Genomic DNA, 25,214 nt, shown 5'->3' on the forward strand with positions numbered 1-25,214 from the left:
TTGATGCAATAGGGCCACTGTGCATAGACAGAGATGTTGTGGACACTTAACGTGGCCTTTTAAGGGGTTGTGGAGGGGCTTTGATGACGAATCATCATGCGCTATTTGAACAGTCGGTGACGCCGTTGTTTGTCGTTGAGCGTTCAATGCATTGCTCGTCCAATGTGCAGGGCAATGCGGCCTTTCGGCGTGTTGCTGGTTGGGTGTCAGAAGAGAGTGAGTCGGCGCTGTGGCGCTGCTTTCCATTTGAGTATGAGAAGGTCATGGCTGCCATTAATGCGTGCGATACGCAGCAATTGCCACAGTATGTCAACGTTAGTTGGGGGGAGTCGTCTTGTGGTTGGCAACTGCAGCTGTCACCGGTCATGTCGGGCGATTACCGTGCGGTGCACGGGGCGTTGCTTCAGGCGTCGTTGCCGTTTGGTGAGTCGTTGGATGCGTTTCTTAAGCAACTTCCTGGGTTTGTCTATCAGCTTCATTATTCGTTGGAAGGAGCCTGGCACTATAGCTATGTCAGTGAAAGTGTAGAGGAGTTTTTTGGGGTAAGCGTGATGGAGGTGCTGGCGGATGCACAAACGTTGCTGGACAGTATTCATCCAAATGATAAAGAGTCGGTGATAGCGAGTTCGTTAGAGAGCGCGCGTACGTTAAGGCCATGGCAGCACGAATTCAGGATGTTTCACCGTAACGGCCAGATCATTTGGGTCGAGGCGAATGATAGGCCGCACCGTCAACAAGACGGCAGTGTGGTATGGACGGGCTACGCTAATGATATTACCCAACGAAAATCCCTAGAGACAGCACTGACCTCTAGCGAACAGCGTTTTCGTCAGTTGGTGGAGCAGGCTAACGATATTATTTATACCTTAAATGCAGCGGGAGAGCTGACGTACGTCTCGCCTAACTGGCCGCGTATTTTGGGGCATCGCGTGGAAGAGGTGCTGGGGCGCAATATTAACTTTGTGCTGCATCCTGAGGATTTGGAGGCGTGCCGTCACTATATCTCGAAGGTTTTTCAGACAGCTAAGCCGCAAGGCATCATTGAGTATCGAGTACAGCATATCAGTGGTGAGTGGCGCTGGCATTTCACTAACGGCGCGCCAGTGCTGGACGAGCAGGGGCATGTCACTAGTTTCTTAGGTATTTCGCACGATATTACCCCGCGTCGTGAAATGGAGGAGCAGGTGCGGCGTTTGGCGCAGCAGGATTCTTTAACGCAATTACCTAATCGGGCACAGTTTTTTGCACACTTGGCCGAGTCGCTTCAGATGTGTGAACAGGAAGGTCGCCAGTTGGCACTGCTGTTTATTGATTTGGATAACTTTAAGCCGGTAAATGATCGGCTGGGGCATGCGATTGGCGATCAGTTATTAGTGCAGGTTGCCCAGCGTATGAAGCATCGCCTGCGTGAAGGTGATGTGGTTGGGCGGATTGGGGGTGATGAGTTTGTTGCGATGCTAAGTGGGCCGCTAATGGCTAGCGAAGCGATGGGCGTTGCTAACCAGCTATGCAATTCACTTGCCGAACCATTTTTATTAGCAGGCCATCGGGTGAGTATTTCCGCAAGCATTGGGGTGGCCATGTACCCTCTGCACGCAAGAGAAGAAGCCGCCTTGGTTCATCGTGCTGATGAGGCTATGTACATGGCCAAAGCCAAGGGGCGTAATCAAGCAGTATTTTATTCAGCGGCGTTAGCGCTTGGTTGATCAATATGTTGAAACATAAAGTTTAAAGCGGCAGGTAAACTAGCTCGCCATACGCGCCATGTGTGGCCACCCGGGTAAAGATCAAGTCGCACGTCATCCGGCTGAATGCGTTCCATCGTTTGGCGTAATAGGCGGGCGTGGAACTCTGCATCGTAAACATCGCTGCGCCCTGCACTGATATAAAGAGGCACTGGCGATATATCGCGCTCTCCTGTGGTTCGCGGTGTGACCTGAAGACGGTAATTTTCTAAGTGAGCCGTGTAATTCAGCGCTTCCCAGCGTTCGTGGTCAAATTGTCCTTGTTCATCTAGAAACGCGGGATGGCGACGTGCCGATGAATTAGCCGGCGGCGCTGGTGCATAGCTGGCGGGGCTTAATGCGGCAACGGCTGCGAATAGTTCGGGCCGCTCTAGGGCAAAATTAAGCGCGCCGTAACCACCAGCAGATAACCCTGCAACGCCCCGTAAGTGGCGTTCACCACCGACATGATAAGTGCTTTCAATATGTGGCAGTAAGTCGTTGAAGAAAGCGCTGCGCGCTGCCTCGTTGTATCCATCCACCCACCAACTACGGCTTCCGGGCATGACAAACACGGTCGGTGGCAAGTGTCCTGCTGCGATTAATCGGTCTGCTGTTTGGGGTAAGTTGCCGCGTGTTACCCAGTCGCGTTCGTTTCCAAATGAGCCATGAAGCAAATACACGACTGGGTAAGGCGTAGTCGCATCCGTGTCATAGTCATCAGGTAAATACACGGTATAGGGATAGTTATGGTCTAACGTGGGCGAGAAAAAGTGCTGATGGGAAACATCGCCTGCTAGGGCATGGCTGCTGAGTATAAGCCAGCTGAGTAAGCCCATAATAGGTGTTGTTAACGAGGAAAGGTATCTTACTAGTAATGTCCCGAACACAAAGCCTCCAGGAATTTTATAACGTTACAGCAGTCCGACAGCGCAGAGTGTGTCGCTGTTCAATTCATTAAAGATAGCAGCCAATAGGGTGGTGCTGAATTTCTAGTGCTGAGAACCCTGGGTGATGGGCTGGTGTTGAGGAATTAGCGAGGAAGCTAATGCAAAAAATCGAGGAGATTTATTGGCTGCGTGCTTACGGGTGTGTTGCGGTATTTCTATTTCATTGGTTGGATCACTTGAACCAGCGAGTCGATAATATAGTCACCGACTTGATGCGACTTCCCCTTGTGCTGGGCACGCCCATCTTTTTGTTTATTTCGGTATTTGTGTTTGCTGTTCGTTACGATAAGCAAGTCCCACCTGGTTTTCTTCTTCAGCGCGTTAAATATGTCATGTTGCCTTATTTGGTATACGGCTTTATTTATTCGACAGCGGAGTGGATACGATTAGCGGATAGCAATAACGCTGTTGGTTTTTTGAACAATGCCAAAGAGTATTTTATTTATGCAGGATGGCATGGCTATTTTTTGATTATTGCCATGCAGTTTTACGCGGCGTATTGGTGCTATACCCGGTTTCGGTTATGGCGCTTTAATCCTGTGCCGTGGCTGTGGGGCGGGTGCTTAGTCAGCATGGGATATTGGGGGCTAGCGTATTGGCTGGATATTGAGCCGCCTGGGTATCTCCTATGGATCGCACCGCTGGGTTGGGTCTATCTATTTTTTCTGGCATTGGTGTTAGTCCGCTATTATCCGTTGGCTCCTCAAGCAGATCAGTGTGCGCGCCCTAAATGGATGAAATCATTATCAAAGCCCTATTGGTTACTTGGATTTGTAGCGTTGATCGTGGCCCTCACGTTTAATGGAGGATTAGCCTTTTCTTCAAAAGAGGTGTGGGTAATCCCTTTCTTTGTACTGTTTACCCTTTGGTTAATGGCTTTCTTAAAAGGTCGTAAAGCACCAGCTTGGGTGCGTTATATCAATGTATATTCGTTTGGTATTTACTTGGCCCACCCGATGTTTTTTGCATTAACCGATGCCGTCGTGGGGCCTTTCACCTTACCGCTTATGGCCTATGCCGCACTGTTGATAGTAGTCGGTGTGCTTGGCTCTATTGTGTTGAACACTATTGCTAATACCACCACTACAGGCGCTATGTTATTTGGCAAACGTTTAAATGTTTAATGCAACCGCTTATGCATTAAGGTGGTTATGTGTCTGTTGGCGAAGTGGGTGGTAATCGGTAAGGATTAGCGGCCATTAACGATGAATCGTGATCGAGTCGTGAAGCCTCTAAGCTGAACGTTTGTAAACGTGTGGGGCAGGCGTAAAGGCGTTGCAGTAAATCGGCAAGCGCCGGTTCTTCTAATTCAGGGTCTAGTCCTCCTAGACGTTCCAACCAAGCACGCCTGATGGCTAGGTAAGGCGGAGTAGCGATACCTGCTCCTAAGAAGCGCTGTAGTAACCGCTCGGACATACTCGGTGATTGGTAATCAATCAAAACAGCATCCAGCAGGCAGGTATCCAGTTGCGGATAAAGTAAGCACCACAGATTGGCCTCTAGTGCTTGTTGGTGCATGGCAATTAGCAACCAGTCAGCTTGGCTGAGAGAGGCAGCTTGATTGATTCTGGCGCCTAATGACTGGGATGGCGAAATAAGGAAGTGAACGCGGTAGCGCTGTTCAATACAGGGTATGCGTGGATCATTGGTGGAACTTGTTACGATGATGGGTAGCAGGTGGTCTGCTAAGCCTGTTTGGCGAATAGCTCGCAAGTGACGCGGTAGAAGGGCACTTGTGACTAACGCATCTAGAATAAAACAGACCGTGCTCATGTCGATGGTTTCCTGCTTTACGCCGCTTTTTGTAACCAAATGGTTATTTTTGTAATTTATTGTAGGTGTTGGTTTGTTTTATTAGCAAGCCTAAGTTTTCTATACCCAGTTAGGAATTAATTAGTTGGTTGGCGCTCCATTTTGGTGCTTCTGGTTTTTTATTGGGCTTTATTGGTGCGTTTTTACAAGCTATGGCGTTATTTTGAGCTGGTGAGGATACAAAGAAAGAAGGTATGCTACATTAAGAAGCATTAAATTTAATATTTTAGTACTTATTAAACAATGATTTGCCATTTTTTTATGCCATATTGGTGCAAGGTTGGCATGCTCTGTGCTTTATATTTGTTAGCGGCTAGCGGGTCGTAGGCAGATGCCTCGCGGCGTGCTACAACGATAGCCGGATTGTTGAATAACTCTTTTATCGGTAGCTTACTGTCACAAGCTTTAAGCCACGTTCATACCGGAGGACACTATGTCAGCCAAGACTCTCGCGCTAATCGAAGAACATGATGTTAAATGGGTAGACCTGCGTTTCACCGACACGCGCGGTAAAGAGCAGCACGTCACCGTTCCGGCACGGGACGTGAACGAAGAGTTTTTTGAAAACGGCCAAATGTTTGACGGTTCTTCTATTGAAGGCTGGAAAGGCATTAACGAATCCGACATGATTCTTCGTCCAGAAGATGGTACTGCTTTCCTTGACCCCTTCACTGAAGACGCTACCCTAATTTTGCGTTGCGATATTATCGAGCCTGCCACTATGCAGGGCTATGATCGCGACCCGCGTTCTATTGCCAAGCGCGCAGAAGCCTACCTGCAGTCCACCGGTCTGGGCGATACCGCCTTCTTTGGCCCAGAGCCTGAGTTCTTCATTTTTGACGAAGTACATTGGAAGTCTGACATTCAGGGTTCTATGTACAAAATTACGTCCGACGAAGGTGCCTGGGCGACCAGTAACCAAGTGGAAGGCGGCAACTTGGGTCACCGTCCGCGGGTTAAAGGCGGCTACTTCCCGGTTCCCCCGGTCGACAGTTTCCACGATATTCGTGGTGCGATGTGTAACACCCTGGAAGCGATTGGCCAGACCGTAGAAGTTCATCACCACGAAGTTGCTAACGCAGGTCAGAACGAAATCGGCGTTAAATTCAACACGTTGGTGAAGAAGGCTGACGAAGTTCAGGAAATGAAGTACGTGATCCACAACGTGGCCCACGCTTACGGTAAGACCGCTACGTTTATGCCGAAGCCACTCGTTGGCGATAACGGCTCTGGTATGCACGTACACCAGTCGTTCTGGAAAGATGGCCAAAACCAGTTCGCGGGTGACGAATACGCGGGTCTTTCTGAAATGGCGCTTTACTACATTGGTGGTGTTATCAAGCACGCCCGTGCACTAAACGCTTTCACCAACGCATCGACTAACTCGTACAAGCGTTTGGTACCAGGTTTCGAAGCACCGGTTATGCTGGCCTACAGTGCTCGTAACCGTTCCGCCTCTATTCGTATTCCTTACACTGCTAGCCCGAAAGGTAAGCGTGTAGAGACTCGTTTCCCTGATCCGACGGCTAACCCTTACCTGGCGTTCTCTGCCTTGTTGATGGCAGGTATCGACGGTATTAAAAACAAGATTCATCCTGGCGATGCCATGGATAAAAACTTGTATGACCTGCCGCCGGAAGAAGGCAAGTCTGTACCAACCGTTGCCAACAGCCTGGACCAAGCGTTGGAAGCACTCGATGCAGACCGCGCGTTCTTGACCGAAGGTGGCGTGTTCACCGACGAGATGATTGATGCTTACATTGAACTCAAAATGGAAGAAGTGGAGCGCATTCGCATGACCACTCACCCCATCGAGTTTGATATGTACTACAGCTGCTAATAACGGCTGCTAACATCACCTTTGCGGTGTGATTAGCCTGAAAACCCCGCCTCGGCGGGGTTTTTTTATGGTAGCAAACTGAGAAGGTGTGCCAGTAATGACGAGGAGTTTACGTTTGCAACATAAAATGTGCTTATCCACAGGGGCTACGCTACTGCTGTGCTTGTGGGTAAGCGCTGCGCAGTCACAAACGGTGTACCGCGTGGTGGATGAACAAGGCAAAGTGACCTTTACCGATAACCCGGAACGCGGTGGCGAAGTGCTAACGCTGGCGCCTTTGCCTGGTGTTTCCACGTCCCTGCCTCCCGTTGCGACTTCATCCCGTCGACAGGGATATCCTGGTCAGCCGTTTATGCCCTATGACCGTTTTGCGATTGAGCTACCCCAGGCAGAGGCGTCGCTTCAGAACGACCATACCGCGGTAGTTGTGGATGTTGTTCCACCGCTTCGCGAAGATCATCGAATTCAACTGCTGGTGAACGGTGAGATAAGTCAGTCGGCACTGCACAGTGATGCTTTCTGGCTTGCTGGTTTAGCCGCTGGCCAACATCAGCTACAGGCAGAGTTGCTAGACAGTGATGGGCGCGTTCAGCACCGCACTGATCCGGTGAGTATTTTTATTGTTGATTAACTATGCGCACTATAATGGTGCGTTGAGTGGTGCGATTATCGTAGGGTTTGCGCTATAACGGCTCGCTACGCCACTGCCCCTTGCTCATTAGCCGTGCAAATGGCCATTTGTGCTTAATTGGCGCGCTTTTTGCAGTTTCTCTTTCATACGCTCGATAACACTATTTTTTACAGCGACGCTTCAGGATACGCCATGTACCAGCGCTTACTTGAACATCTCACCACCGCAGTCTTGCTGCTAGACGGTGAACTCCGCGTTCGCTGGATGAACCCAGCTGCAGAAGCGTTGTTAGCGGTGAGTTTTAGCCGTGTCCAGGGCATTAGTTTAGATACGCTGCTAGGGGGCGATGAGAGTATTGACGATGTCCTCGCCAAGGCGCGGGATGCCTTTCATCCCTATACCCAGCGAGAAGCACGCATTACGCCGCTGAACAGCGAGCCTTTAACGGTGGACTACACGGTGACCCCGCTTTCAGCCGATGAGCTGCTGTTAGAGGTAGAACCACGGGACCGGCTGATGCAGATCTCCCGCGAAGAAGCGCTGACCACTCGGCAAGAGACTATCAAAGTGCTGGCTCGAGGTTTGGCCCATGAAGTTAAAAATCCGCTAGGCGGGATTCGCGGTGCTGCTCAGTTGTTAGAACGTGACCTGGACGACCCGGCGCTGCGCGAATTTACCCATATTATTGTTGAAGAGGTCGACCGCCTGAGAGATTTGGTCGATTCCATGTTGGGTCCCAATCGCATCGTCAAACATGAGCCGGTCAATATTCATAAGGTGTTAGAGCGAGTGCGGGCACTGCTGATTGCCGAGCATCCGCATGTTGAGATTCGACGTGATTATGACCCGAGTTTGCCGGACCTTTCCGGCGATGAATCTCAAATGATCCAAGCCTTATTAAATGTGGCACGCAATGCCGTGCAGGCCATGAGCGATGCAGGCACCCCCTCGCCGGAACTTACGCTTCGCACCCGCGCGCGCCGCCAATTTACGTTGGGTGCCGAACGTCATCGTTTAGTCAGTGAAGTAGGGGTGATTGATAACGGCCCTGGCATACCTGAAACGTTACGTGAAACGCTTTTCTATCCCATGGTTTCTGGGCGCGCTGAAGGTAGCGGCCTTGGGCTATCGATTGCTCAGTCGATTTTGCACCAACATCAAGGATTGATCGAATGCGACTCACGCCCTGGACATACCGAATTTCGTTTACTGATTCCATTGGTTATTAATTGCACCGGAGAAGCGTCATGACTGAGGCGACACAAACCGATGTTGCACGAGTGGTTATTGTCGATGATGACCGCGCCATCCGTTGGGTATTAGAGCGGGCTTTAGCGCAGCCAGACCTGGACGTTGAATGTATTGAACGTGCCGATACCGCGCTGGAGCGGTTGTTAGAAAATCCCCCCGATGTGCTTGTCACGGACATTCGCATGCCTGGCATTGATGGGCTTGATTTGATGTCTCGGGTACGTGATGCCCATCCAGATCTGCCTGTTATTGTGATGACTGCGCATTCAGATCTCGACAGCGCCGTGGCGTCTTATCAAGGGGGAGCATTTGAATACTTGCCTAAACCCTTTGATGTGGACGAAGCGCTGGCCCTGGTACGCCGTGCGGTAGCTCATGCCAGAGAGCGTCAGCGCCCAGTCAGCGTGCCGGAAGGGTTGAGTGCTGAGATCATTGGTGAAGCGCCGGCCATGCAGGAAGTGTTTCGCGCGATCGGAAGGCTTTCTCACTCCCACATCACGGTATTAATTAACGGCGAGTCTGGCACCGGTAAAGAGCGAGTGGCGCAGGCGTTGCACCAGCATAGCCCCCGGGCAGGTAAGCCGTTTATCGCGCTAAATATGGCAGCGATCCCCCGTGATCTGATTGAGTCCGAACTGTTTGGCCATGAGAAGGGGGCGTTTACCGGGGCGGCGCAGCAGCGCCAAGGTCGCTTTGAACAGGCTAACGGTGGGACGCTGTTTCTGGATGAAATTGGTGACATGCCCGCTGAGACCCAAACGCGTTTGCTGCGCGTGTTAGCCGACGGTGAATTTTATCGCGTGGGCGGACACACCCCCGTTAAGGTCGATGTGCGTATTATTGCCGCGACTCACCAGAACCTGGAGTCGTTAGTTGACGACGGCCGGTTTCGGGAAGACTTGTTCCACCGTTTAAACGTGATTCGTGTGCATTTGCCACGCCTTGCCGAGCGCCGCGAAGATATCCCACGCTTAACACGTCATTTTTTGGCAGAAGCAGCCAAAGAGTTATCGACAGACATTAAGGTGCTCACCCCCGATGCTGAAACGCACCTTACCCGCCTTCCTTGGCCTGGCAATGTACGCCAGTTAGAAAATATTTGCCGCTGGTTGACGGTAATGGCGTCTGGTCGTGAGATTCTGGTGGAGGACCTGCCTCCCGAGTTGCGCTCTGTCACTGCCTCTGACAGCAGCGCGCATGGCGATTGGCGTTCCGCGTTTAGGGATTGGGCGGATCATGCGCTTGCGGAAGGTCACACCCACTTATTGGAAGAAGCCGTGCCGGATTTTGAACGTATTCTAATTGAAACGGCGCTGAAGCATACCGGTGGCCGCAAAGGGGAAGCCGCTGAATTGCTTGGTTGGGGGCGTAATACCCTTACCCGTAAGCTAAAAACGCTACTGCCTGCGCTGGCAGATGATGCCTAACCGACCATTTTTCTAGCAAACACCCTGTTAGCAACCAATCTGCCAGCGGTTACTCCGCCGTTGGCAGTACAAAAACCGCATCTGCTAATTCAGGGTTGGGTGGCTCACAGGCCTCTGTTGACCAGGGCAGTAAGCTAAACGTGTGGTCTACCCCTAACCCAGTGAGCTGGTGTGGCACACCATCGTGGTAAATGACATGGCCTAGACCCATTAAGCCAACGGCAAGTGCGCCTTCTGTGGCGGCATTCGCTAGCCCCTCGGCCATGGCGACATCCCAGCTAAGCTGAGCCTGTACAAATCGATTTAGCATGGCGGGGTCGTCGCCCATGGCATGCTGATCAAATACCTCCTTTAAACGCTTTTCATAGCGATCGCTGGGGGGCAACGGTGCAGGAATATGGTGGCGCTGTTCGGCAGGCACATTAGTGAACCCCTCACTAGACAAGCGCTGGCGGAGCTCAGGGGTAATGTTTAGCGCAATCAGAGGGATGTTGTGAAGGCGGGCAAAATGAAATATAGGGAGATAAAGATTGGCATCAAACCCCCAGGTTTCTTCCCAGTGGGACTGTGCTAGCAGTTCTTCTTCGGTCAATAAACCGGCCACCCAATCATCAAGAACATCTTGCACTCCTCTGGGCAACATTTCTAACCCAATGACCATATCATCACGCAATGCATGAAGCCCCGCCAGGGTGTGCAGCTGCCAACGGTGGTGGTCAGCTGCGTCATGCTGCTCGCCTAGAAGCACCACCTGATGCTGTGATGCCTGGGTTAAAATAGCACTGTTGGCAACGCTGTTTTGCGATTGCCACCATTGGCCAGGCGATGGGCAGCTGGCGTGTGCAGACAAAGGCAACCAGCTAAAAGCGACGGCAGCAATGACACGATGGCGCATGGGCGATTTATCCTAGCGTTCTTCTGCTTTTAGGCGATTAATCTCAGCTAAAATTGCTTCTGCTTCTTCCGTTAGTGTGGCGTTGGCTCGCATGTCACCATTGCGTGAAGCTTCCATGGCTGCTTGTAGCTTGCGTTCGTAATCTTGCTGTAGCTTTTTCTTGGGGTCGCGCTTAAATAAACCAAACATGAGCACTCTCCTTATGTGTGTACATCATTTGTATAGTTTTATTTGGCTCATGTCGACTATTTGTTGTAACGCGTTGTTAGTGAGAGGGCAGAGGTGAAGCACACTGGGCTAGGAAATGCTCGAAATCGGTAAGTATCGTTTCCAGGCTGTTATGAAGGCGATGGTCATCATCAAGCAGGCGTAACGACAGGCGTTGACTTTGGGCATGTTCAATAACAGGGCCAGGTGGCACGACGTCATCTCTCCATCCATGAATAATATGTGTGTGGGCTGCCTGCAATGTGAGTGAGGTTTGTGGGTAGTTTGGCAGGCCAAGTGCCGGGGCTAGTAAAAAGCAGCCCAGCACGGGTTCGTGAGCACTTACTGCTGCACTTAACCATCCGCCAAGACTGGAGCCTGCCATCACGCAGTTAGCTAACGAATCGTTTCGATCGGCGATCACATTGAGCAAATATTGTAAGCGCTCCTGAGGCGCTGCTATGCCGCGGTAGTCTATGACCACGGCTTCACAGTCATGGCGCTGTTCAGCGACTCTTTTTAAAGCTTGTACTTTCAGGGCGTTAGGCCCGCTTTCCAAACCATGTGATAGATAGACGGTCATCATTGTCATCAGTTGCAACCCTTAACTACTTGCAGAGCGCTGAATAGCCTCGCCGCCGCGCTCAATGTCTTCGCCTGCACCGCGAATGGTATTACAGCCACTGATGCTCACTAGAGTCACTATTATTAATAAAAGGGTAGCCATTGTACGTTTCATCAAATGATTCCTCAGCAGGTGGGGCGTGCAATAAGCAGTGCTGTACGCTGTTATTTAAAATAATCGCTGAGCGCTATTGGTGCCACAGGTTTCCCTATGGATTGTGTTAACTGACAATGCGATTTTGTCGCATGTGTCAGTTTTAGCCATAAAATTGCGACATATCGAGCCGTGACTGGCATGGTTTATTTCCATATAAATAATTGTTAATAAAGTAATTTTTTCATATCTATGATTTTTGGCCTATTATCTGCAAAGTTATGAGTAGACAATTTATAAGTAACCTTAAATTTAAAAAAACTAAGCTATCGTTATTGCTATTTGTTATTACTACTTAAGCTCAAGTCTAGTCGCAATCAGTAAACAGCGTGAGCAGGCTGATAGGTAACTAAGGAAGGCATGGAGCCATATCAGCGAAAGGACATGAAAGGACAGTCAGCCTGCTCACCCTTATCAGTGTAAGGAAACGCTGATCATCACCGCCAGGGAGTGGTAATGATGCAAAACGACCATCTCGTGAAAGCGAGGTGGTTTTTTTGCGTTAATTAAAGGTTATTAACATTTTGATTTTATTGAATATTAGGTGTTGTCTATTTTTTTGAGTAGCTTTTGTACCCAATAGGCAGGACATTTTGGTCTATCCTCATGTTTAAACCAAAATTCAGCGGTTAGAAAACGTCAACGCAGCAGCCGCAAACTTCCAGGGACAAGCGCTATGGCGATGGTATTGATGTTATGCATGTTTGTGCTGTTTCTAGGGTTTTCGGGGGTCGGCCTTTATATGATGTTTAAAACATCCTTTATGACCACATTAGAGGATCGTGACGATTTGCCTCCCGATATGTAAGTGAAGAAGAAACAACGATAATTAGACAATAATGTCAAAAACCACCTTCGCTCGCGTTGGTGGTTTTTTTATCCCATCCAATAAAGGCTGAGCAGCGCGAAGCCGTAGCCCATGGCAGCGCCAGCAATGACATCGCTGACATAGTGCAACCCAAGCCCTACCCGTGAAACAGCGATCAGTAAACTAAGCGGAATCACAATGGGAAGCAGCCAGGGGGTATGGGCGGCCACTAGCACGCTAAACATGACCGCATGCATAGTGTGGCCGCTGGGGAAACTGTATTTATCCCGAGCAGGCTCGCCACAGTGGACGCCGCCTAAGTAGGTGATGAACGGACGTTCACGACACATCCGCGTTTTTACCAATTTATAAATAGCGACTGCGAATAGTGCGATGGCGCTGTACTGCATGATGCGCCAAGCACCGTTAGGTTGTAGCCAGGGCTGTGCGGCGATTAATAGCACCCAGACAGGCCAGTCTCCTAGTTTACTGGCCGTTTGCAGCGTTAGCCGCCAGGGGCGATAAAGCGTTAAGTGTGTTACTCGCTGGCAAAGCTGCCATTCCAGTACATCAAGACGATCGAATACGACAAGCGGACGCGGACGCATGGTGGGTCTCCTGGGCGTTTTGTAAGTAGCGTAAAAACTGCTCTGCGATTCCCGACCAGCTTTGCTCTAACGCGCGTAGGCGGGCGATTCTTCCAAGGCGAGCGTAGTCTGCAGGGTGCTGGCATAACGCGACGGCAGCCTGCTGAAAGGCAAGCGGCTCGTCAGTTGGAACGGTGATGCCGTTATGCCCACTTTGAATTAGCTCAGCGCTGGCAGCGTGGTGATAAGCCACGACTGCCAATCCGCTGGCCATGGCTTCGGTTACCACATTCCCCCAGGTTTCCGATTGAGAAGGGAAAATAAACATATCGGCACTGGCATAGTGACGTGCTAGTGCTTGTTTATTGATAAAGCCGGTGAAGTGGGCATCTGGCAACGCGTTTTGTAACTGAGCGCGGCCGGGGCCATCACCAACAATTACCTGTGCCATATCGGGGCGCACGTCACTCATGGCCTGCAGCGTTTCTTGTAGCAATGCCAGGTTCTTTTCTGGTGCTAAGCGACCCACGTATAAGGCAACCGGTTGATGTTCGCTAACACCCCACTGCTTGCGTAGAGCATCGTCACGGTGGACGGGTGAAAATTTATCGCCATCGATACCCCGTGAGAGCACCTGTACATCGTGAATACCCTGACCGCGCAGTGCTTCGACCTGCTGTTGAGTAGGCACTAGGGTAAGGTCGCAACCGTTATGAAAGTAGCGTAAATAGCGCCGTGTGGCGGCAGCTAGCCAGGGGACTCCATAATCATGGCAGTAGTGGTCAAAGTTAGTATGCCAACCAGCCACCAGTGGAATATTTAATTGGTGTGCCACCTGGCGAGCGACCCAGCCTAACGGGCCTTGGGTCGCCAAGTAAATTGAATCAGGCCGTTGCTGCTGCCAAAAGCGGCGTAATTTGGCGGGACTGGCAAGCCCAATCTGCACGTCGTTATAACCGGGTAACGCGAAGCGCCGTACCTGAAGTTCTTGAGACGGCTCTTGAGCTAACCCTTGAGTAACCTTGCTGGCGTTACCAGGCACCTTAGGGATGGGACGAATAACATCCACGGTTACCCCCAACCGGGTGAGCTCACGACATAGCCTATTCAGGGTATGCGCGACACCATTGATTTCTGGTGACCAGGTTTCGCTAACGATACAGAGCCGCATGAGCGATTCATCCCTTTATCTATCACGTTGTAGCCACTATGCGCAGCGACAGTGACACTGCCAAGACAGCCTAGTGAACAAGGGATGACAAGGGGGGATGACAAGGGGGGGATGACAAGTGTTTTAGCAGGTCAGTATGTTGGTCTGACTACTTATTCTTAGCTTTCAGAAAAATAACTAAAAAATAAAACTTTAAGAAGAATGACACATAGAGCCTTTAAAGTGATCGATGACAAGGTAAGCATATCCTAAACAGTGCCTTCGCAATGCGCAGTTAAAGGTTAAATAAAAATACATTGATAATGAGATTCTTGTTTTTCTGAAGGGGTTATGATCAGAAAAAACGAATACATCTTGTCATTTAAAATCTATTGAAACTAGATCTACTGAAAATATAAGTGCTTATAAAAAGCGCTAACGACTTTATGGGATCAATCATGTTTAAAAAAACGACACTTGCTCTGGCGGTCAGTGGTTTATTAGGTGCTTCTGCAGCCCAAGCGGCAGTAGTGTATGACCAAGATGGTACAAAGCTAGATATCTATGGCCGCATCGCCATGGGGTTTGAAGGCGGCGGTGAAAAAGATGGCGTTGATAACGGTGAAGAGTTCCGTAATTTCGGTTCTCGTTTGCGCTTTACGGCAGGCCATCAAATCAACGCGGATCTGCGTGCGTTTGCTCGAGTAGAATGGCGCTTTACTGGGGATGAGCGCAGTCGTCCAGGCTTTGATGAAGTACGTAATAGCTACCTTGGCCTCGAAAGTAAGCAGTACGGTACGTTTATGGCCGGTAACTATAATAGTTACTACGATAACTACGTCATGACACCGTTCGATGTTTACATCGAGCGCGGTTATGAATTCGCCGGTGGTGGCCTACAGGCACGTGGTGACTCGATTGGCTATAAAACACCTGAAATCAATGGTTTTCAGGCGGTTTTCTCAGCGAAACACTTTTCTGAGCGTGGGCTTACTGAAGCACAGCAGTCTAGCGAAGGCAGTGTGATCGCTACACAGGGTGGCATCGTTTACGCGACTGGCCCTGTTCGCTTAGCGCTTGGTTACGTAGAAGACACCGTTCGTGGCGGTGGCAACGGTGAAACGCGTTTTGGTACTACAGCCACGTACGATATAAATGACGCTTTTTCTGCGCGTTTAGGGTATGAAACCCGTGGTGATAGCGATACGCGGGGAGGTGGTTTTGACACCGTAGGTCTGGGCGGTACTTTTGCCACTGGCGCTTGGACCTTCTATCTCGATTATTACAATATTGACCCAGATAATACTGATGATGATCGTGACGCTTGGGCCGCTGCGGCGCATTATGATATTTCTAACAATCTTGATGTGTTTGTCGAATTGAATGACGCGAATAAAGATGCTGTTAATGACTTCGAAGACGACCTGTATTACGCAGTCGGTGCACGTTATCATTTTTAAATGATTCGATAGATTCCTTAGCATGTAATTAATTTATAAAGATCGTTTTGCCGATGCACTAAAAGTGCATCGGCTTTTTGCGTTACAATATTTATTATATTTGAAAATAACCTTAGGATACTCCCATGACATCGACTGTAATAATCACTGGCGCTAACCGAGGCGTAGGGCTTGCACTAGCCGAGCAGTATCATCAGGCTGGCTGGCGGGTAATCGGTGTTTGCCGTGAATCGTCAGATGCACTGCAGGCGGCGGCAGAGCGTGTTATTGAAGGCATTGATGTCACGCAGCCAGAAAGCGTCGCTGCGTTGGCCAACGCCTTGCAAGATGAAACGCTGGATGTGCTGATCAATAATGCGGGGCTTTTGCAGGATGAGGCCTTGGGCAGTCTTGATTTTGACAGCATTCGAACGCAGATGGAAATCAACGCCTATGCACCGCTAAGGGTCTGTGAAGCGCTGTTGCCGCGGCTGAAAAAGGGCAGCAAAATTGCCAATATCACCAGCCGCATGGGGTCCATTGCCGATAACGATTCTGGCGGGCGTTACGGCTACCGTGCGTCTAAAGCAGCGCTGAATGCGTTTGGAAAATCGTTGGCAATGGATCTTAAGCCGCAAGGTATTGCCGTGGCGCAGCTGCATCCAGGCTATGTCCAAACCCGTATGGTTAATTTTGGCGGCCATATTTCACCCCAAGAAGCCGCCGCTGGCATCATTGCACGCATCGAGGCGTTAACCCTCGAAAATAGCGGCAGCTTCTGGCACTCCAACGGTGAATTATTGCCCTGGTAACGCGTGGTTACTCTACGGGTTTTTTCGCCGCTGTCGCTTGGCGTTTTTTCTCACGGCGACGCTGCTTGGCTAATGCGTTGCCATTCGCCAGCTCGACTGGGTAGGTGATTTCTTCATCGCTCAGCGGCTTGCGCGTTTGATTCGCCATTATGGTCACCGTTTTGTTGGGCCTTTATGGCACGCTAACGATGAACCATGACACCTGTATGAACGTTGTCATGCATAGCAGAAGGGTAGCGTTAAGGCACGCCTACGGCCAGGTGGGCGGCAAGCGCTACCCACTTGGCCGCCCGCTATTTTTTGCCAGGGCTTATGTTTTCCAAGGCTGATGTTTTCAGGACTGATGTTTTTCAGGACTGATGTTTCAGCGCAATGTCTGTCAGACACCGGTGCGCTTTCGAGTGGTGCTATTAAAAGGATGAAGCGCATCGCGGGTTACATAGAAGCGCAATATTTCCCCTTCACGAACGGCTGGCTGGCCCGTGGTGCGAATCACCGTGGGTTGCTCGCTGTCGGCGAGATTAACGTACAGATGGCTTTCCGCGCCTGCCGCTTCAAAGAGCATGAGTGTCGCGTCGATAGCTAGATGGGGAGCCTCGGGCGGGGTGAGGTGCATGTCGTCAGGTCGTATGCCAAGGGTGTCGGTGCCTTCGGGAAGGTGTTCCAGCACGCTGCTGCGTTGAGTACGCAGATAATCCAGCGGCAACATGTTCATGGCCGGGGAGCCAATAAACTCCGCAACGAACATCGTGGCCGGACGGGCGTAGATCTCCATCGGTGTGCCTACCTGCTCAATTTGCCCGGCATTTAGTACGACCAAGCGGTCGCCCAGGGTCATTGCTTCCAGTTGATCGTGGGTGACGTACAGGCTGGTGGTTTTTAGGCGACGTTGTAGCTGTTTAATTTCTACCCGCATTTGTACGCGTAGCTTGGCGTCTAGGTTGGAAAGCGGTTCATCGAACAAGAAGGCTGAAGGCTCGCGCACCAGTGCTCGGCCCATCGCTACCCGTTGGCGCTGGCCGCCGGAAAGCTTGCGGGGTTTGCGCTCCAGGAAGTCTTCAATTTCCAGCATCTTGGCCGCTAAACGCACGCGTTTATCAATGTCATCTTTTTTGAAACCTCGGTTCTTTAAGCCATAAGCGAGGTTGTTGTAGACGGTCATGTGTGGATAAAGCGCGTAGTTTTGGAACACCATGGCGATGTCGCGCTCAGCGGGCTCTAGCTTATTCACTACCCGATCGCCAATTTTGAGCGTGCCTTCGGTAATGGTTTCAAGCCCAGCGACCATCCGTAGCAGAGTCGATTTTCCACAACCGGATGGCCCGACGAGTACCACAAATTCACCGTCTTCAATCTGTAAGTCGATCCCTTTGACCGCAGCCACGTTGCCCGCATAGGTTTTTTTTAGCCCTTCCAGGGTAATGCTGGCCATCGTTATTTCTCCGTCTCGGTCAGGCCTTTTACAAACAGGCGTTGCATAAACAGAATCACCAGTACGGGCGGCAGGGCGGCCATTACCACGGCAGCCATAATCAAGTGCCACTGGGGATTCTCTTCTGAGGTCATGCGCTGAATGCCCATCACAATGGTGTAGTAGTCAGGGTCGGTGGTAATCAGCAGTGGCCATAGGTATTGGTTCCAGCCATAAATGAACATGATCACAAACAGCGCCGCGATATTGGTAACTGATAGCGGCATAAGGATGTCTTTAAAGAACTTGAGTGGTCCTGCACCATCGACTCGGGCCGCTTCCAGCATCTCTTCCGGAATCGTCATAAAGAACTGGCGAAACAGAAACGTCGCGGTGGCCGATGCAATCAGTGGAATTGAAAGCCCCGCGAAGCTGTTCAGCATATTGAGATCTGCGACGACCTGAAACGTCGGAATAATGCGTACTTCGACGGGCAGCATCAGCGTGATGAAAATTAGCCAGAAGAAGAACATCCGAAAACGAAAGCGAAAGTAAACAATCGCAAACGCCGACAGTAACGAGATCGACAGTTTTCCTATGGTAATCGCCATGGCCATAACAAAGCTGTTCCATAGCATCATTCCTGCTGGTGGGGCACCTGCGTTGGAAACGCCGGACTGCCACATGCGGGTAAAATTCTCGATACCATGAGCGCCGGGCAGCATCGGCAGCGTGCCGCGTAGCAAGTCGCCCGGTGCCTGGGTAGACGCCACAAGTGCAACGTAAACAGGGAACACCACCACCGCGACGCCAATCATCAACGTCAGATGAGCAAAAAAATTCGCCCAGGGTCGGTTTTCAACCATTGAAAGTCTCCCAAACAATTAACTAGCGGTGTTAGTAGTTCACGCGGCGCTCAATAAAGCGGAACTGCACCACCGTAAGTGCGACCACAATGGCCATCAAAATCACCGACTGAGCGGCCGAAGAGCCTAAGTTCAAGCCTACGAAGCCATCGGCGTAGACCTTATAGACCAGCGTGTTGGTCGCTTGGGCAGGGCCGCCTTGGGTAGTCGCGTGAATAATGCCGAAGGTATCGAACATGGCGTACACCACGTTAACCACCATCAAGAAGAAGGTCGTTGGCGTCAGCAGCGGGAAAACAATGGTCCAGAAGCGCTTCATGGGGCTTGCACCGTCAATGGCCGCTGCTTCAATCAGTGATTGAGGAATCGACTGTAAGCCAGCGAGAAAAAACAGGAAGTTATAAGAAATCTGCTTCCAGGCGGCGGCAAAAATTACCAGCATCATGGCGTCTGCGCCTGAGGTACGGTGGTTCCACTGGTAGCCAACCATGTCCAGTATGTAAGGCACAATGCCAATCGAAGGGTTGAAGATAAACCACCACAGCACACCGGCAATCGCCGGGGCAATCGCGTAGGGCCATACCAGCAGCGTGGTATAGGTACTGCGTGAGCGGATCATGCGGTTAACCGTGCTCGCTAACAGCAGCGCAACGGACATGGAAAGTAGTGTGGTACCTACCGCAAACACCACTGTCACTGAGAGCGAATTAAGATAGGCACCATCGCGAAAGAGTCGCGCAAAGTTTTCCAAGCCCACAAAGGTGGTGCGTAGACCAAAGGCGTCTTCCCGCAGCAGTGATTGGTAAAGCGCTTGACCGGCAGGCCAAATAAAGAAAATCAGCGTGACAATGACCTGAGGAGCCAGCAGGGCGTAGGGCAAAAAACGCCCTGGAAAAGTCATGCGTTTGGTTTGCATAGGCGACGTATCCTGCGTCTATAAACGGCACCAATAAGCGGGGCACTTAAAAATAGGCTCGCCGCCTGCCAAAGGCAGGCGGCGGAGCGGGTGCTTACTTACTGGTTGGCTGATTGGAAGTCGCGTAGCAACTGATTACCACGTTCAACCGCTGAATCGGCAGCCTCTTGGCCGGATTTAGCGCCAGTCATCACGGCTTCCATCTCTTCGGAGATGATGTCGCGGATCTGTACAAAGTTACCAAACCGCAGGCCCTTTGAGTTTTCAGTCGGTTCGTTTAGTGTCATCTGCTTCAGCGAAATATCAGCGCCTGGATTCTCATCGTAGTAGCCCTGCTCTTTGCTTAAGTCCCATGCCGCTTGAGTGATTGGCAGGTAGCCGGTCTGCTGGTGCCACTCAGCTTGCACTTCAGGCTGTGAGAGGTACTCAAAGAAGGCAGCAACGGCTTCATACTCGTCATCGGTGTGGCCTTGAAGTGCCCACAGGGTGGCACCGCCAATGATGGAGTTCTGTGGCGCGCCATCTACGTCGTCATAGTAGGGCTGCATACCGAAACCAACTTCAAAGTCGGAATTAGCAGCGACATCCGCACGAGAGGCAGAAGAGCCAAAGAAAATCGCACACTCTTGTGAGTAAAACAGCGGTTCAGAGTCTGGGCCGGAACCAGGGCCGCCCCACTTAAAGGCATCCGCATCCTGCCATGTCTTCAAATTATCCCAGTGGCGGGCCACTAGTTCATTGTTGAAGTTGAACTCTGTTTCTATTCCGCCAAAGCCGTTTTCTAACGTGCCTAGCGGAGAGTTGTGCATGGCAGAGAAGTTTTCCAGCATCACCCAGCTTGGCCATGAGGTGGTGAAACCACAGTTTGCAGCACCTGACTCGGTAATTTGAGTTGCATACTCCGCGACTTCATCCCAAGTTTGTGGTGGCTGCTCAGGGTCTAAACCTGCTTCCTCAAACACGTCACGGTTGTAATACATAATCGGCGTTGAGGAGTTGAACGGGAACGACAGCATGTTGCCGTTCGTGTCGGTGTAGTAACCGACTACCGCAGGTAGGAAAGCGTCACGATCAAATGCGCGGCCATGATCCTCCATGAGCTGATACACCGGATAAATGGCGCCATCAGCATTCATCATGGTACCTGTGCCGACTTCGAAAACCTGCAAAATATGGGGCTGCTCGCCTGCACGGAACGCCGCAATGGCACCGGTCATCGTTTCGGTATAATTGCCACGATAGCTAGGGGTTACGCGGTAATCATCCTGGGAGGCGTTAAACTCCTCCGTCATTTCTTCAAGGATTTCACCAAGCTGGCCTCCCATGGCGTGCCACCAAGTCACTTCAGTCGCTGAATGGGCAGAAAGGCTAAACGTGGCGGTCGCCACCCCTAGGGTAAGCGCGTGCAATGTGAAACGAGACATAACGGCTCCTTGTGGGTCGTTCGCAGTACATTTGTTAAGTTTTTGGGTGCACTGAACAGTAGAAAGTGTAGATGACGTTTTCATGAATGCACGATGAACTCGACGTGACAGTCAACGTTTAGTTGGCAGCAAGCCTGCTGAGTAGGAAAAGGCGAATGGCGGTGATAGGGTAATATCAAGAGATTAACTAGCGAGAGCAGAATGATTGACGTGACTACCTTACTGGCGAAGCTAGTATCATTCGATACCACCTCAAGTGGATCAAATTTAGCCTTAATTGAATTTGTTGAGCACTATCTAGCTGATTATGGTGTTGCTTCAGAGCGAGTGATGAGCCCGTGTGGAACCAAAGCCAATCTGATTGCCCGCGTAGGCCCTGATGCCCCTGGCGGCGTGGTGCTTTCTGGCCATACCGACGTAGTGCCTGTGGCCGGTCAGCCATGGTCGAGTGACCCGTTTACCCTGCGTGATGGCGGCGATGGCCGTCTTTACGGGCGTGGCACCTGTGACATGAAAGGCTTTATTGCCTGTGCGTTAGCCATGGTGCCTGTCTGGGTCAATGCGTCGCTGAAGCAGCCTATCTATTTCGGGTTTTCTTACGACGAAGAAATTGGCTGTGTGGGCGCACCTAGCCTTATTAAACGCTTTTACGAGCATTACTCCACCACCGCCCACGTCATTGTTGGTGAACCTACTAGCATGCAGCCTGTGGTCGCTCAAAAAGGCGCAACTAATCTGCGCACCACCGTGATTGGTCGGGAGGCCCACAGTAGCCAAGTGAATCAAGGCACGTCAGCTATTCATGTGGCGGCAAGGCTGGTCACGTTTATTGAAGACACGATGGCGGCATTGGTGGAAGAGGGCCGCGTCGACGAGGCCTTTAACGTGCCCCACACCAGCCTGCATGTAGGCAAAATAAAAGGTGGCACGGCAATCAATATTATGGCGCGGGAGTGTCAGTTCGAGTGGGAAATTCGTCACCTGCCAACGGACACCTTCGACGAAATATACGCGCGCTTTAAGGCCTATTGCGACCAGCAAAGCGCTGAGTTGCAGGCCAAAGGCAAGCACGTTGAAATTACCACTAAGCCGCTAAACGTGACCGTACCGGGCTTGGCCGACCGCGAAAACGATCGGGTGCTTCGCTTAGCCAAAGACCATTTGCCAGCAGGGTGCTGCGACCATGCGGTGGCTTACGCCACGGAAGCGGGACAGTTCCAAGGCCAGGGCTTGCAGACAATCATTCTTGGCCCTGGCAGCATCGCTCAAGCGCATCAGCCCGATGAGTATATTGAGACGGCCCAGCTGCATGAATGCACGGCGTTTATGAAGCGATTAGGTCAGGCGTTAGAAACACCCTATTCGGGATGATGGCTGCTAATGAGCCTTGAATATAAATAGCACACAATAAAAAACACCCGCCAATGTTTAGACAGGCGGGTGTTTTTCTAAAACGTTGCTGCGTTGCTCATTACGACTAATGCTGATGTTGCTCTTCGTAAAGCTCTGCTTTCGCATGGCGCATCACATCTTCGCAGGCCTGTTGGCGGGCAAGTTGGGTCAGCAGCCGCTGAGTCACCTCAAACCCTTTCCCCAAACAGGTATCAACTTCGTCTCGGCTAACGTGCGGAGAGACGTTGTAGTCGATTTTTACCGTACGGCCACCGCCTTCTAGTCGATCGGCGATTTGTCTAAGCCGCCACGCGATTCGCTCTTTCCAGGTTGCTGATTCTACCGCGCCTTCGTTTACGCTAAACGTGCACTGCCATTCGGGTTTGTAAACCTTCATAGGAGAACCTCCACTGCGTTTGGAAAGAATGATCGATCGTGTGTCGTACTCCGTCTGTCTGATGATGTAGCTCTGGTACTATACCTAACTATTTGCCAATACCGAAACAAAACGTATACCAAGTCTATAAACCAAAGAATACAGAGTCTTCAATATGACGCTTTCAACGCCAGTCTCAACGTCAGCCAACTGCCCGTGCGGCAGTGGTGCTGCACTCTCGGCGTGTTGCCAACCTTATCATCAAGGTGTAACGGCACCGACGCCTGAAGCGCTAATGCGTTCACGTTACACGGCATTTGCGTTGAATAGCCACGATTACTTACTCGCCACTTGGCACCCATCAACGCGGCCAGCGCAGCTGCAGCTCGACCCAGATACCCAGTGGAAAGCGCTTACGATTGTGGCGGCACCACCAGTAAAAGAGGAACAGGGCACGGTACATTTTTTAGCCTATTTTCGTGAACAAAACCGCTGGCAGGTGCTGGAAGAAAACTCCCGGTTTGTGTTTGAAGTCGGGCGCTGGTGGTATGTTGATGGCGTGCCGACCATTGAGCGCCTTAAACCCCGGCGAAACGAGCGCTGCTTATGTGGTAGCGGCCGAAAAATAAAGAGTTGTTGCGGTGAGTAGTCAAATCACTAATTCCGCAACAACTGACTCTATAACCACTAATTCCCAATGGTACCTCTACTTACTTGAGTGCAAGCGTGGCACTTATGTGGGGATTACCAACAACCTAGCGAAACGTTACCAAGCGCACTGCGACGGTAAAGGCGCGCGCTATACCCGTGCTAACCCACCGATAGCAATGCTCGGCGCGCAGCCTTTCGCAGATCGCGCAGCGGCCAGCCGCGCTGAGTATGCGCTGAAACAGAAGACGCCAGCGCAAAAGCGCCAATGGGCAGTGGAGTGGCCAGCGACCGTGGGGTAACGGCCGTGGCGTTAGCGCTGGGGATTAAGGCTGGGGATTAGCGCTGTGTGTCCAGGTGCTTACTCAGGAAGTGTTGGGTGCGTTCCTGCTGTGGGGTGCTGAACAGCATGCTGGGAGGGCCTTCCTCGACCACCACGCCGCCATCCATAAACATCGCCCAGTCGGAAACATCGCGGGCAAAGGCCATTTCGTGGGTCACGATCAGCATGGTCATATGCTCTTCGGCCAGGCCGCGCATTACGCGGTTGACCTCTTCCACCAGCTCCGGGTCGAGCGCCGAGGTGGCCTCGTCGAACAGCATGACCTTAGGCTGCATGGCCAATGCGCGGGCAATCGCCACCCGCTGCTTCTGACCGCCAGAAAGCCGCGAAGGAAATACATCCGCTTTGTCTGCCAGGCCCACTCGGTCAAGCAGCTCCATACCCAGTTGGTTGGCCTGCTTGGATGCCATACCCTTGAGCTTGCGCGGGGCCAGGGTGACATTGTCGAGGGTCGACAGATGAGGGAAAAGGTTAAAGTGCTGAAACACCATGCCCATATTCTGGCGAATATGATTGATATGGCGTTCAAAGGCCAGACCCTGGAGGTCGGGGCGATTGACCTGAGCGCCATCCAACAGAATGTCACCGTCATCAATCACTTCTAGGTGATTGACCGAGCGTAGCAAGGTGCTTTTCCCCGAACCGGATGGCCCTATGATCGAAATGATCTTGCCGCGTTCGACGGTCAGGTTGATGCCCTTGAGGACTTCAAGGTCGCCAAAGCGCTTGTGCACATTGCGCATTTCGACCATGGGGGTATCGGCAACAGGAGTATCAGTGGAAGGTAAGGTGCTCATAAAGTGTCCAGTCGGTAGTTAGTCCATTTGTTTTTTTTCAGGCCGCCATTTGAATCACGGTTTTAGCGACGGTAAGCGGTACGCCGCTCGAACCATGCCTGGCCCAGCTCCATGGCAATGTTGAGCAGGTAATAAATCACGGCAATGGCAATAAAGAACTCGAACGGTCGGAAGGTGACGCTGATCGCATACTGGGAGGCATACACCAGTTCGGCCACGCCGATGGCGGATAACACTGAGGTGTCCTTGACCATCAGGATCATATTGTTGCCCAACTGCGGCACCGAGCGGATAAACGCCTGGGGAACAATGATGTAACCAATAGTTCGCCAGTGACCGAAGCCCAACGAGCGAGATGCTTCATACTGGCCGTCGGATACCGATGAAATAGTGGCCGTGAAAATATCGGCGTTATAGGCCATATAGTGAAAGCCAAGCCCCAAGATGCCGACCACAATCGCCGGAATCAGGATCAAATCACCCAGGCCGAAATAGAGAAAATACAGCTGCAGTAGAAGCGGCGTGGTCATGAACAGCCAGATAAAGAAGCGCAGCGGCCAGCTGACGACCTTATTGGTATACAGGGTGATGACCGCGATCACCAAGCCACCCACAATGGAAAAAAACGCAACGGTCACGGCGATCATCAGCATGACGCCAATGCCGCTGAGCAAGGTCGGGAAATAGGTAATAACAGGCGTAAAATCAAACTGCATCGGGGCGCTCTCCT

General features: G+C 51.3%; 27 protein-coding genes. 11 read left to right on the forward strand and 16 right to left on the reverse strand.

All coding sequences use genetic code 11. From position 1 onward, the window contains the following. Positions 1-83 precede the first annotated feature (83 nt). Complete coding sequence (locus K1Y77_RS01145) at positions 84-1,706, forward strand: sensor domain-containing diguanylate cyclase (protein WP_264429907.1); 1,623 nt, start codon at positions 84-86, stop codon at positions 1,704-1,706. On the opposite strand, the gene K1Y77_RS01150 is transcribed toward K1Y77_RS01145, so the two are convergent. Further along, positions 1,679-2,563, reverse strand: a complete 885-nt coding sequence (locus K1Y77_RS01150; RefSeq protein ID WP_051690194.1) for an alpha/beta hydrolase — start codon at positions 2,561-2,563, stop codon at positions 1,679-1,681. The two genes, K1Y77_RS01145 and K1Y77_RS01150, sit on opposite strands and share 28 nt — an antisense overlap. 209 nt (positions 2,564-2,772) lie before the next feature. Between K1Y77_RS01150 and K1Y77_RS01155 the strand changes: the two genes are divergently transcribed. Beyond that, positions 2,773-3,798 carry an acyltransferase family protein gene (locus K1Y77_RS01155; protein ID WP_264429909.1) on the forward strand — a complete coding sequence of 342 codons (1,026 nt, stop codon included), beginning with the start codon at positions 2,773-2,775 and terminating at the stop codon, positions 3,796-3,798. 25 nt (positions 3,799-3,823) lie between these two features. Here K1Y77_RS01155 and K1Y77_RS01160 read toward each other — a convergent pair whose 3' ends face one another. Then, the gene (locus K1Y77_RS01160; RefSeq protein WP_264429911.1) at positions 3,824-4,447 is read right to left on the reverse strand and encodes a glycosyltransferase family A protein; all 624 of its coding nucleotides are present in this window, start codon (positions 4,445-4,447) and stop codon (positions 3,824-3,826) included. Positions 4,448-4,919: 472 nt separating this feature from the next. On the opposite strand from K1Y77_RS01160, the gene glnA reads away from it, so the two are divergent. The 4 genes from glnA to glnG all read left to right on the forward strand — a co-directional run bounded on the left by glnA (position 4,920) and on the right by glnG (position 9,635). Beyond that, on the forward strand, positions 4,920-6,326 hold the full coding sequence (glnA, locus tag K1Y77_RS01165) for a glutamate--ammonia ligase (RefSeq protein ID WP_030074175.1): 1,407 nt from the start codon (positions 4,920-4,922) through the stop codon (positions 6,324-6,326). Positions 6,327-6,441: 115 nt separating this feature from the next. Further along, the gene (locus K1Y77_RS01170) at positions 6,442-6,957 is read left to right on the forward strand and encodes a DUF4124 domain-containing protein (protein ID WP_320055275.1); all 516 of its coding nucleotides are present in this window, start codon (positions 6,442-6,444) and stop codon (positions 6,955-6,957) included. 192 nt (positions 6,958-7,149) lie between these two features. Beyond that, positions 7,150-8,208 carry a nitrogen regulation protein NR(II) gene (glnL, locus tag K1Y77_RS01175; protein WP_030074173.1) on the forward strand — a complete coding sequence of 353 codons (1,059 nt, stop codon included), beginning with the start codon at positions 7,150-7,152 and terminating at the stop codon, positions 8,206-8,208. After that, positions 8,205-9,635 carry a nitrogen regulation protein NR(I) gene (gene glnG, locus K1Y77_RS01180; RefSeq protein WP_030074172.1) on the forward strand — a complete coding sequence of 477 codons (1,431 nt, stop codon included), beginning with the start codon at positions 8,205-8,207 and terminating at the stop codon, positions 9,633-9,635. Before glnL ends, glnG begins: the two co-directional genes overlap by 4 nt. A gap of 49 nt (positions 9,636-9,684) precedes the next feature. Here the strand turns inward: glnG and K1Y77_RS01185 are convergent, their stop codons facing one another. From K1Y77_RS01185 to K1Y77_RS01210, 6 genes are all read right to left on the reverse strand, one after another. Next, positions 9,685-10,530 carry a ChaN family lipoprotein gene (locus tag K1Y77_RS01185; protein ID WP_264429916.1) on the reverse strand — a complete coding sequence of 282 codons (846 nt, stop codon included), beginning with the start codon at positions 10,528-10,530 and terminating at the stop codon, positions 9,685-9,687. Between the two features lie 12 nt (positions 10,531-10,542). After that, on the reverse strand, positions 10,543-10,719 hold the full coding sequence (locus tag K1Y77_RS01190; RefSeq protein WP_156963082.1) for a DUF6435 family protein: 177 nt from the start codon (positions 10,717-10,719) through the stop codon (positions 10,543-10,545). Positions 10,720-10,795: 76 nt separating this feature from the next. Continuing rightward, positions 10,796-11,323 carry a YqiA/YcfP family alpha/beta fold hydrolase gene (locus tag K1Y77_RS01195; protein ID WP_264019198.1) on the reverse strand — a complete coding sequence of 176 codons (528 nt, stop codon included), beginning with the start codon at positions 11,321-11,323 and terminating at the stop codon, positions 10,796-10,798. 18 nt (positions 11,324-11,341) lie between these two features. After that, positions 11,342-11,476, reverse strand: a complete 135-nt coding sequence (locus tag K1Y77_RS01200) for an entericidin A/B family lipoprotein (protein ID WP_030074169.1) — start codon at positions 11,474-11,476, stop codon at positions 11,342-11,344. Positions 11,477-12,391: 915 nt separating this feature from the next. Then, positions 12,392-12,931: a phosphatase PAP2 family protein gene (locus K1Y77_RS01205; protein WP_030074168.1), complete on the reverse strand. Its 540-nt coding sequence runs from the start codon at positions 12,929-12,931 to the stop codon at positions 12,392-12,394. Then, the gene (locus K1Y77_RS01210; protein ID WP_264429919.1) at positions 12,894-14,081 is read right to left on the reverse strand and encodes a glycosyltransferase family 4 protein; all 1,188 of its coding nucleotides are present in this window, start codon (positions 14,079-14,081) and stop codon (positions 12,894-12,896) included. Before K1Y77_RS01210 ends, K1Y77_RS01205 begins: the two co-directional genes overlap by 38 nt. A 437-nt stretch (positions 14,082-14,518) precedes the next feature. Here K1Y77_RS01210 and K1Y77_RS01215 point away from each other — a divergent pair, with 437 nt between their 5' ends. Both K1Y77_RS01215 and K1Y77_RS01220 read left to right on the forward strand, forming a co-directional pair. Next, positions 14,519-15,520 (forward strand): porin, encoded by a 1,002-nt coding sequence (locus tag K1Y77_RS01215; RefSeq protein ID WP_264429921.1) that lies wholly within the window; start codon positions 14,519-14,521, stop codon positions 15,518-15,520. A 125-nt stretch (positions 15,521-15,645) separates the two neighbouring features. Next, positions 15,646-16,311 carry an SDR family oxidoreductase gene (locus K1Y77_RS01220; protein ID WP_264429923.1) on the forward strand — a complete coding sequence of 222 codons (666 nt, stop codon included), beginning with the start codon at positions 15,646-15,648 and terminating at the stop codon, positions 16,309-16,311. Between the two features lie 7 nt (positions 16,312-16,318). Here the strand turns inward: K1Y77_RS01220 and K1Y77_RS01225 are convergent, their stop codons facing one another. The 5 genes from K1Y77_RS01225 to ugpB all read right to left on the reverse strand — a co-directional run bounded on the left by K1Y77_RS01225 (position 16,319) and on the right by ugpB (position 20,928). Continuing rightward, positions 16,319-16,459 (reverse strand): hypothetical protein, encoded by a 141-nt coding sequence (locus K1Y77_RS01225; protein WP_264429925.1) that lies wholly within the window; start codon positions 16,457-16,459, stop codon positions 16,319-16,321. 231 nt (positions 16,460-16,690) lie between these two features. Continuing rightward, a complete protein-coding gene (locus tag K1Y77_RS01230) occupies positions 16,691-17,743 on the reverse strand; it encodes a sn-glycerol-3-phosphate import ATP-binding protein UgpC (RefSeq protein WP_264018981.1) in 1,053 nt (350 codons plus the stop codon). A gap of 2 nt (positions 17,744-17,745) precedes the next feature. Continuing rightward, positions 17,746-18,588 (reverse strand): sn-glycerol-3-phosphate ABC transporter permease UgpE, encoded by an 843-nt coding sequence (gene ugpE, locus K1Y77_RS01235; RefSeq protein ID WP_030074162.1) that lies wholly within the window; start codon positions 18,586-18,588, stop codon positions 17,746-17,748. A gap of 31 nt (positions 18,589-18,619) precedes the next feature. Then, positions 18,620-19,504, reverse strand: a complete 885-nt coding sequence (gene ugpA, locus K1Y77_RS01240; RefSeq protein ID WP_264429928.1) for a sn-glycerol-3-phosphate ABC transporter permease UgpA — start codon at positions 19,502-19,504, stop codon at positions 18,620-18,622. 98 nt (positions 19,505-19,602) lie between these two features. After that, positions 19,603-20,928, reverse strand: coding sequence for a sn-glycerol-3-phosphate ABC transporter substrate-binding protein UgpB (ugpB, locus tag K1Y77_RS01245; protein WP_264429931.1), 1,326 nt, complete (start codon positions 20,926-20,928; stop codon positions 19,603-19,605). A gap of 201 nt (positions 20,929-21,129) precedes the next feature. Between ugpB and argE the strand changes: the two genes are divergently transcribed. Then, complete coding sequence (gene argE / locus K1Y77_RS01250) at positions 21,130-22,299, forward strand: acetylornithine deacetylase (RefSeq protein WP_264429933.1); 1,170 nt, start codon at positions 21,130-21,132, stop codon at positions 22,297-22,299. 106 nt (positions 22,300-22,405) lie between these two features. On the opposite strand, the gene K1Y77_RS01255 is transcribed toward argE, so the two are convergent. Continuing rightward, positions 22,406-22,717 carry a hypothetical protein gene (locus K1Y77_RS01255; protein ID WP_030074158.1) on the reverse strand — a complete coding sequence of 104 codons (312 nt, stop codon included), beginning with the start codon at positions 22,715-22,717 and terminating at the stop codon, positions 22,406-22,408. A gap of 154 nt (positions 22,718-22,871) precedes the next feature. Here K1Y77_RS01255 and K1Y77_RS01260 point away from each other — a divergent pair, with 154 nt between their 5' ends. After that, a complete protein-coding gene (locus K1Y77_RS01260) occupies positions 22,872-23,345 on the forward strand; it encodes a YchJ family protein (protein ID WP_264429937.1) in 474 nt (157 codons plus the stop codon). Then, entirely contained in the window at positions 23,338-23,646 is a 309-nt protein-coding gene (locus K1Y77_RS01265; RefSeq protein WP_264018977.1) for a GIY-YIG nuclease family protein, read from the forward strand. Before K1Y77_RS01260 ends, K1Y77_RS01265 begins: the two co-directional genes overlap by 8 nt. 37 nt (positions 23,647-23,683) lie before the next feature. On the opposite strand, the gene K1Y77_RS01270 is transcribed toward K1Y77_RS01265, so the two are convergent. Together K1Y77_RS01270 and K1Y77_RS01275 are read right to left on the reverse strand one after the other, a co-directional pair. Beyond that, complete coding sequence (locus K1Y77_RS01270; RefSeq protein ID WP_449768896.1) at positions 23,684-24,484, reverse strand: amino acid ABC transporter ATP-binding protein; 801 nt, start codon at positions 24,482-24,484, stop codon at positions 23,684-23,686. A 62-nt stretch (positions 24,485-24,546) separates the two neighbouring features. Further along, positions 24,547-25,200: an amino acid ABC transporter permease gene (locus K1Y77_RS01275; RefSeq protein ID WP_264429940.1), complete on the reverse strand. Its 654-nt coding sequence runs from the start codon at positions 25,198-25,200 to the stop codon at positions 24,547-24,549. Positions 25,201-25,214 lie beyond the last annotated feature (14 nt).

This window comes from Halomonas qaidamensis, from assembly GCF_025917315.1.
Taxonomy (GTDB): Bacteria; Pseudomonadota; Gammaproteobacteria; order Pseudomonadales; family Halomonadaceae; genus Vreelandella; species Vreelandella qaidamensis.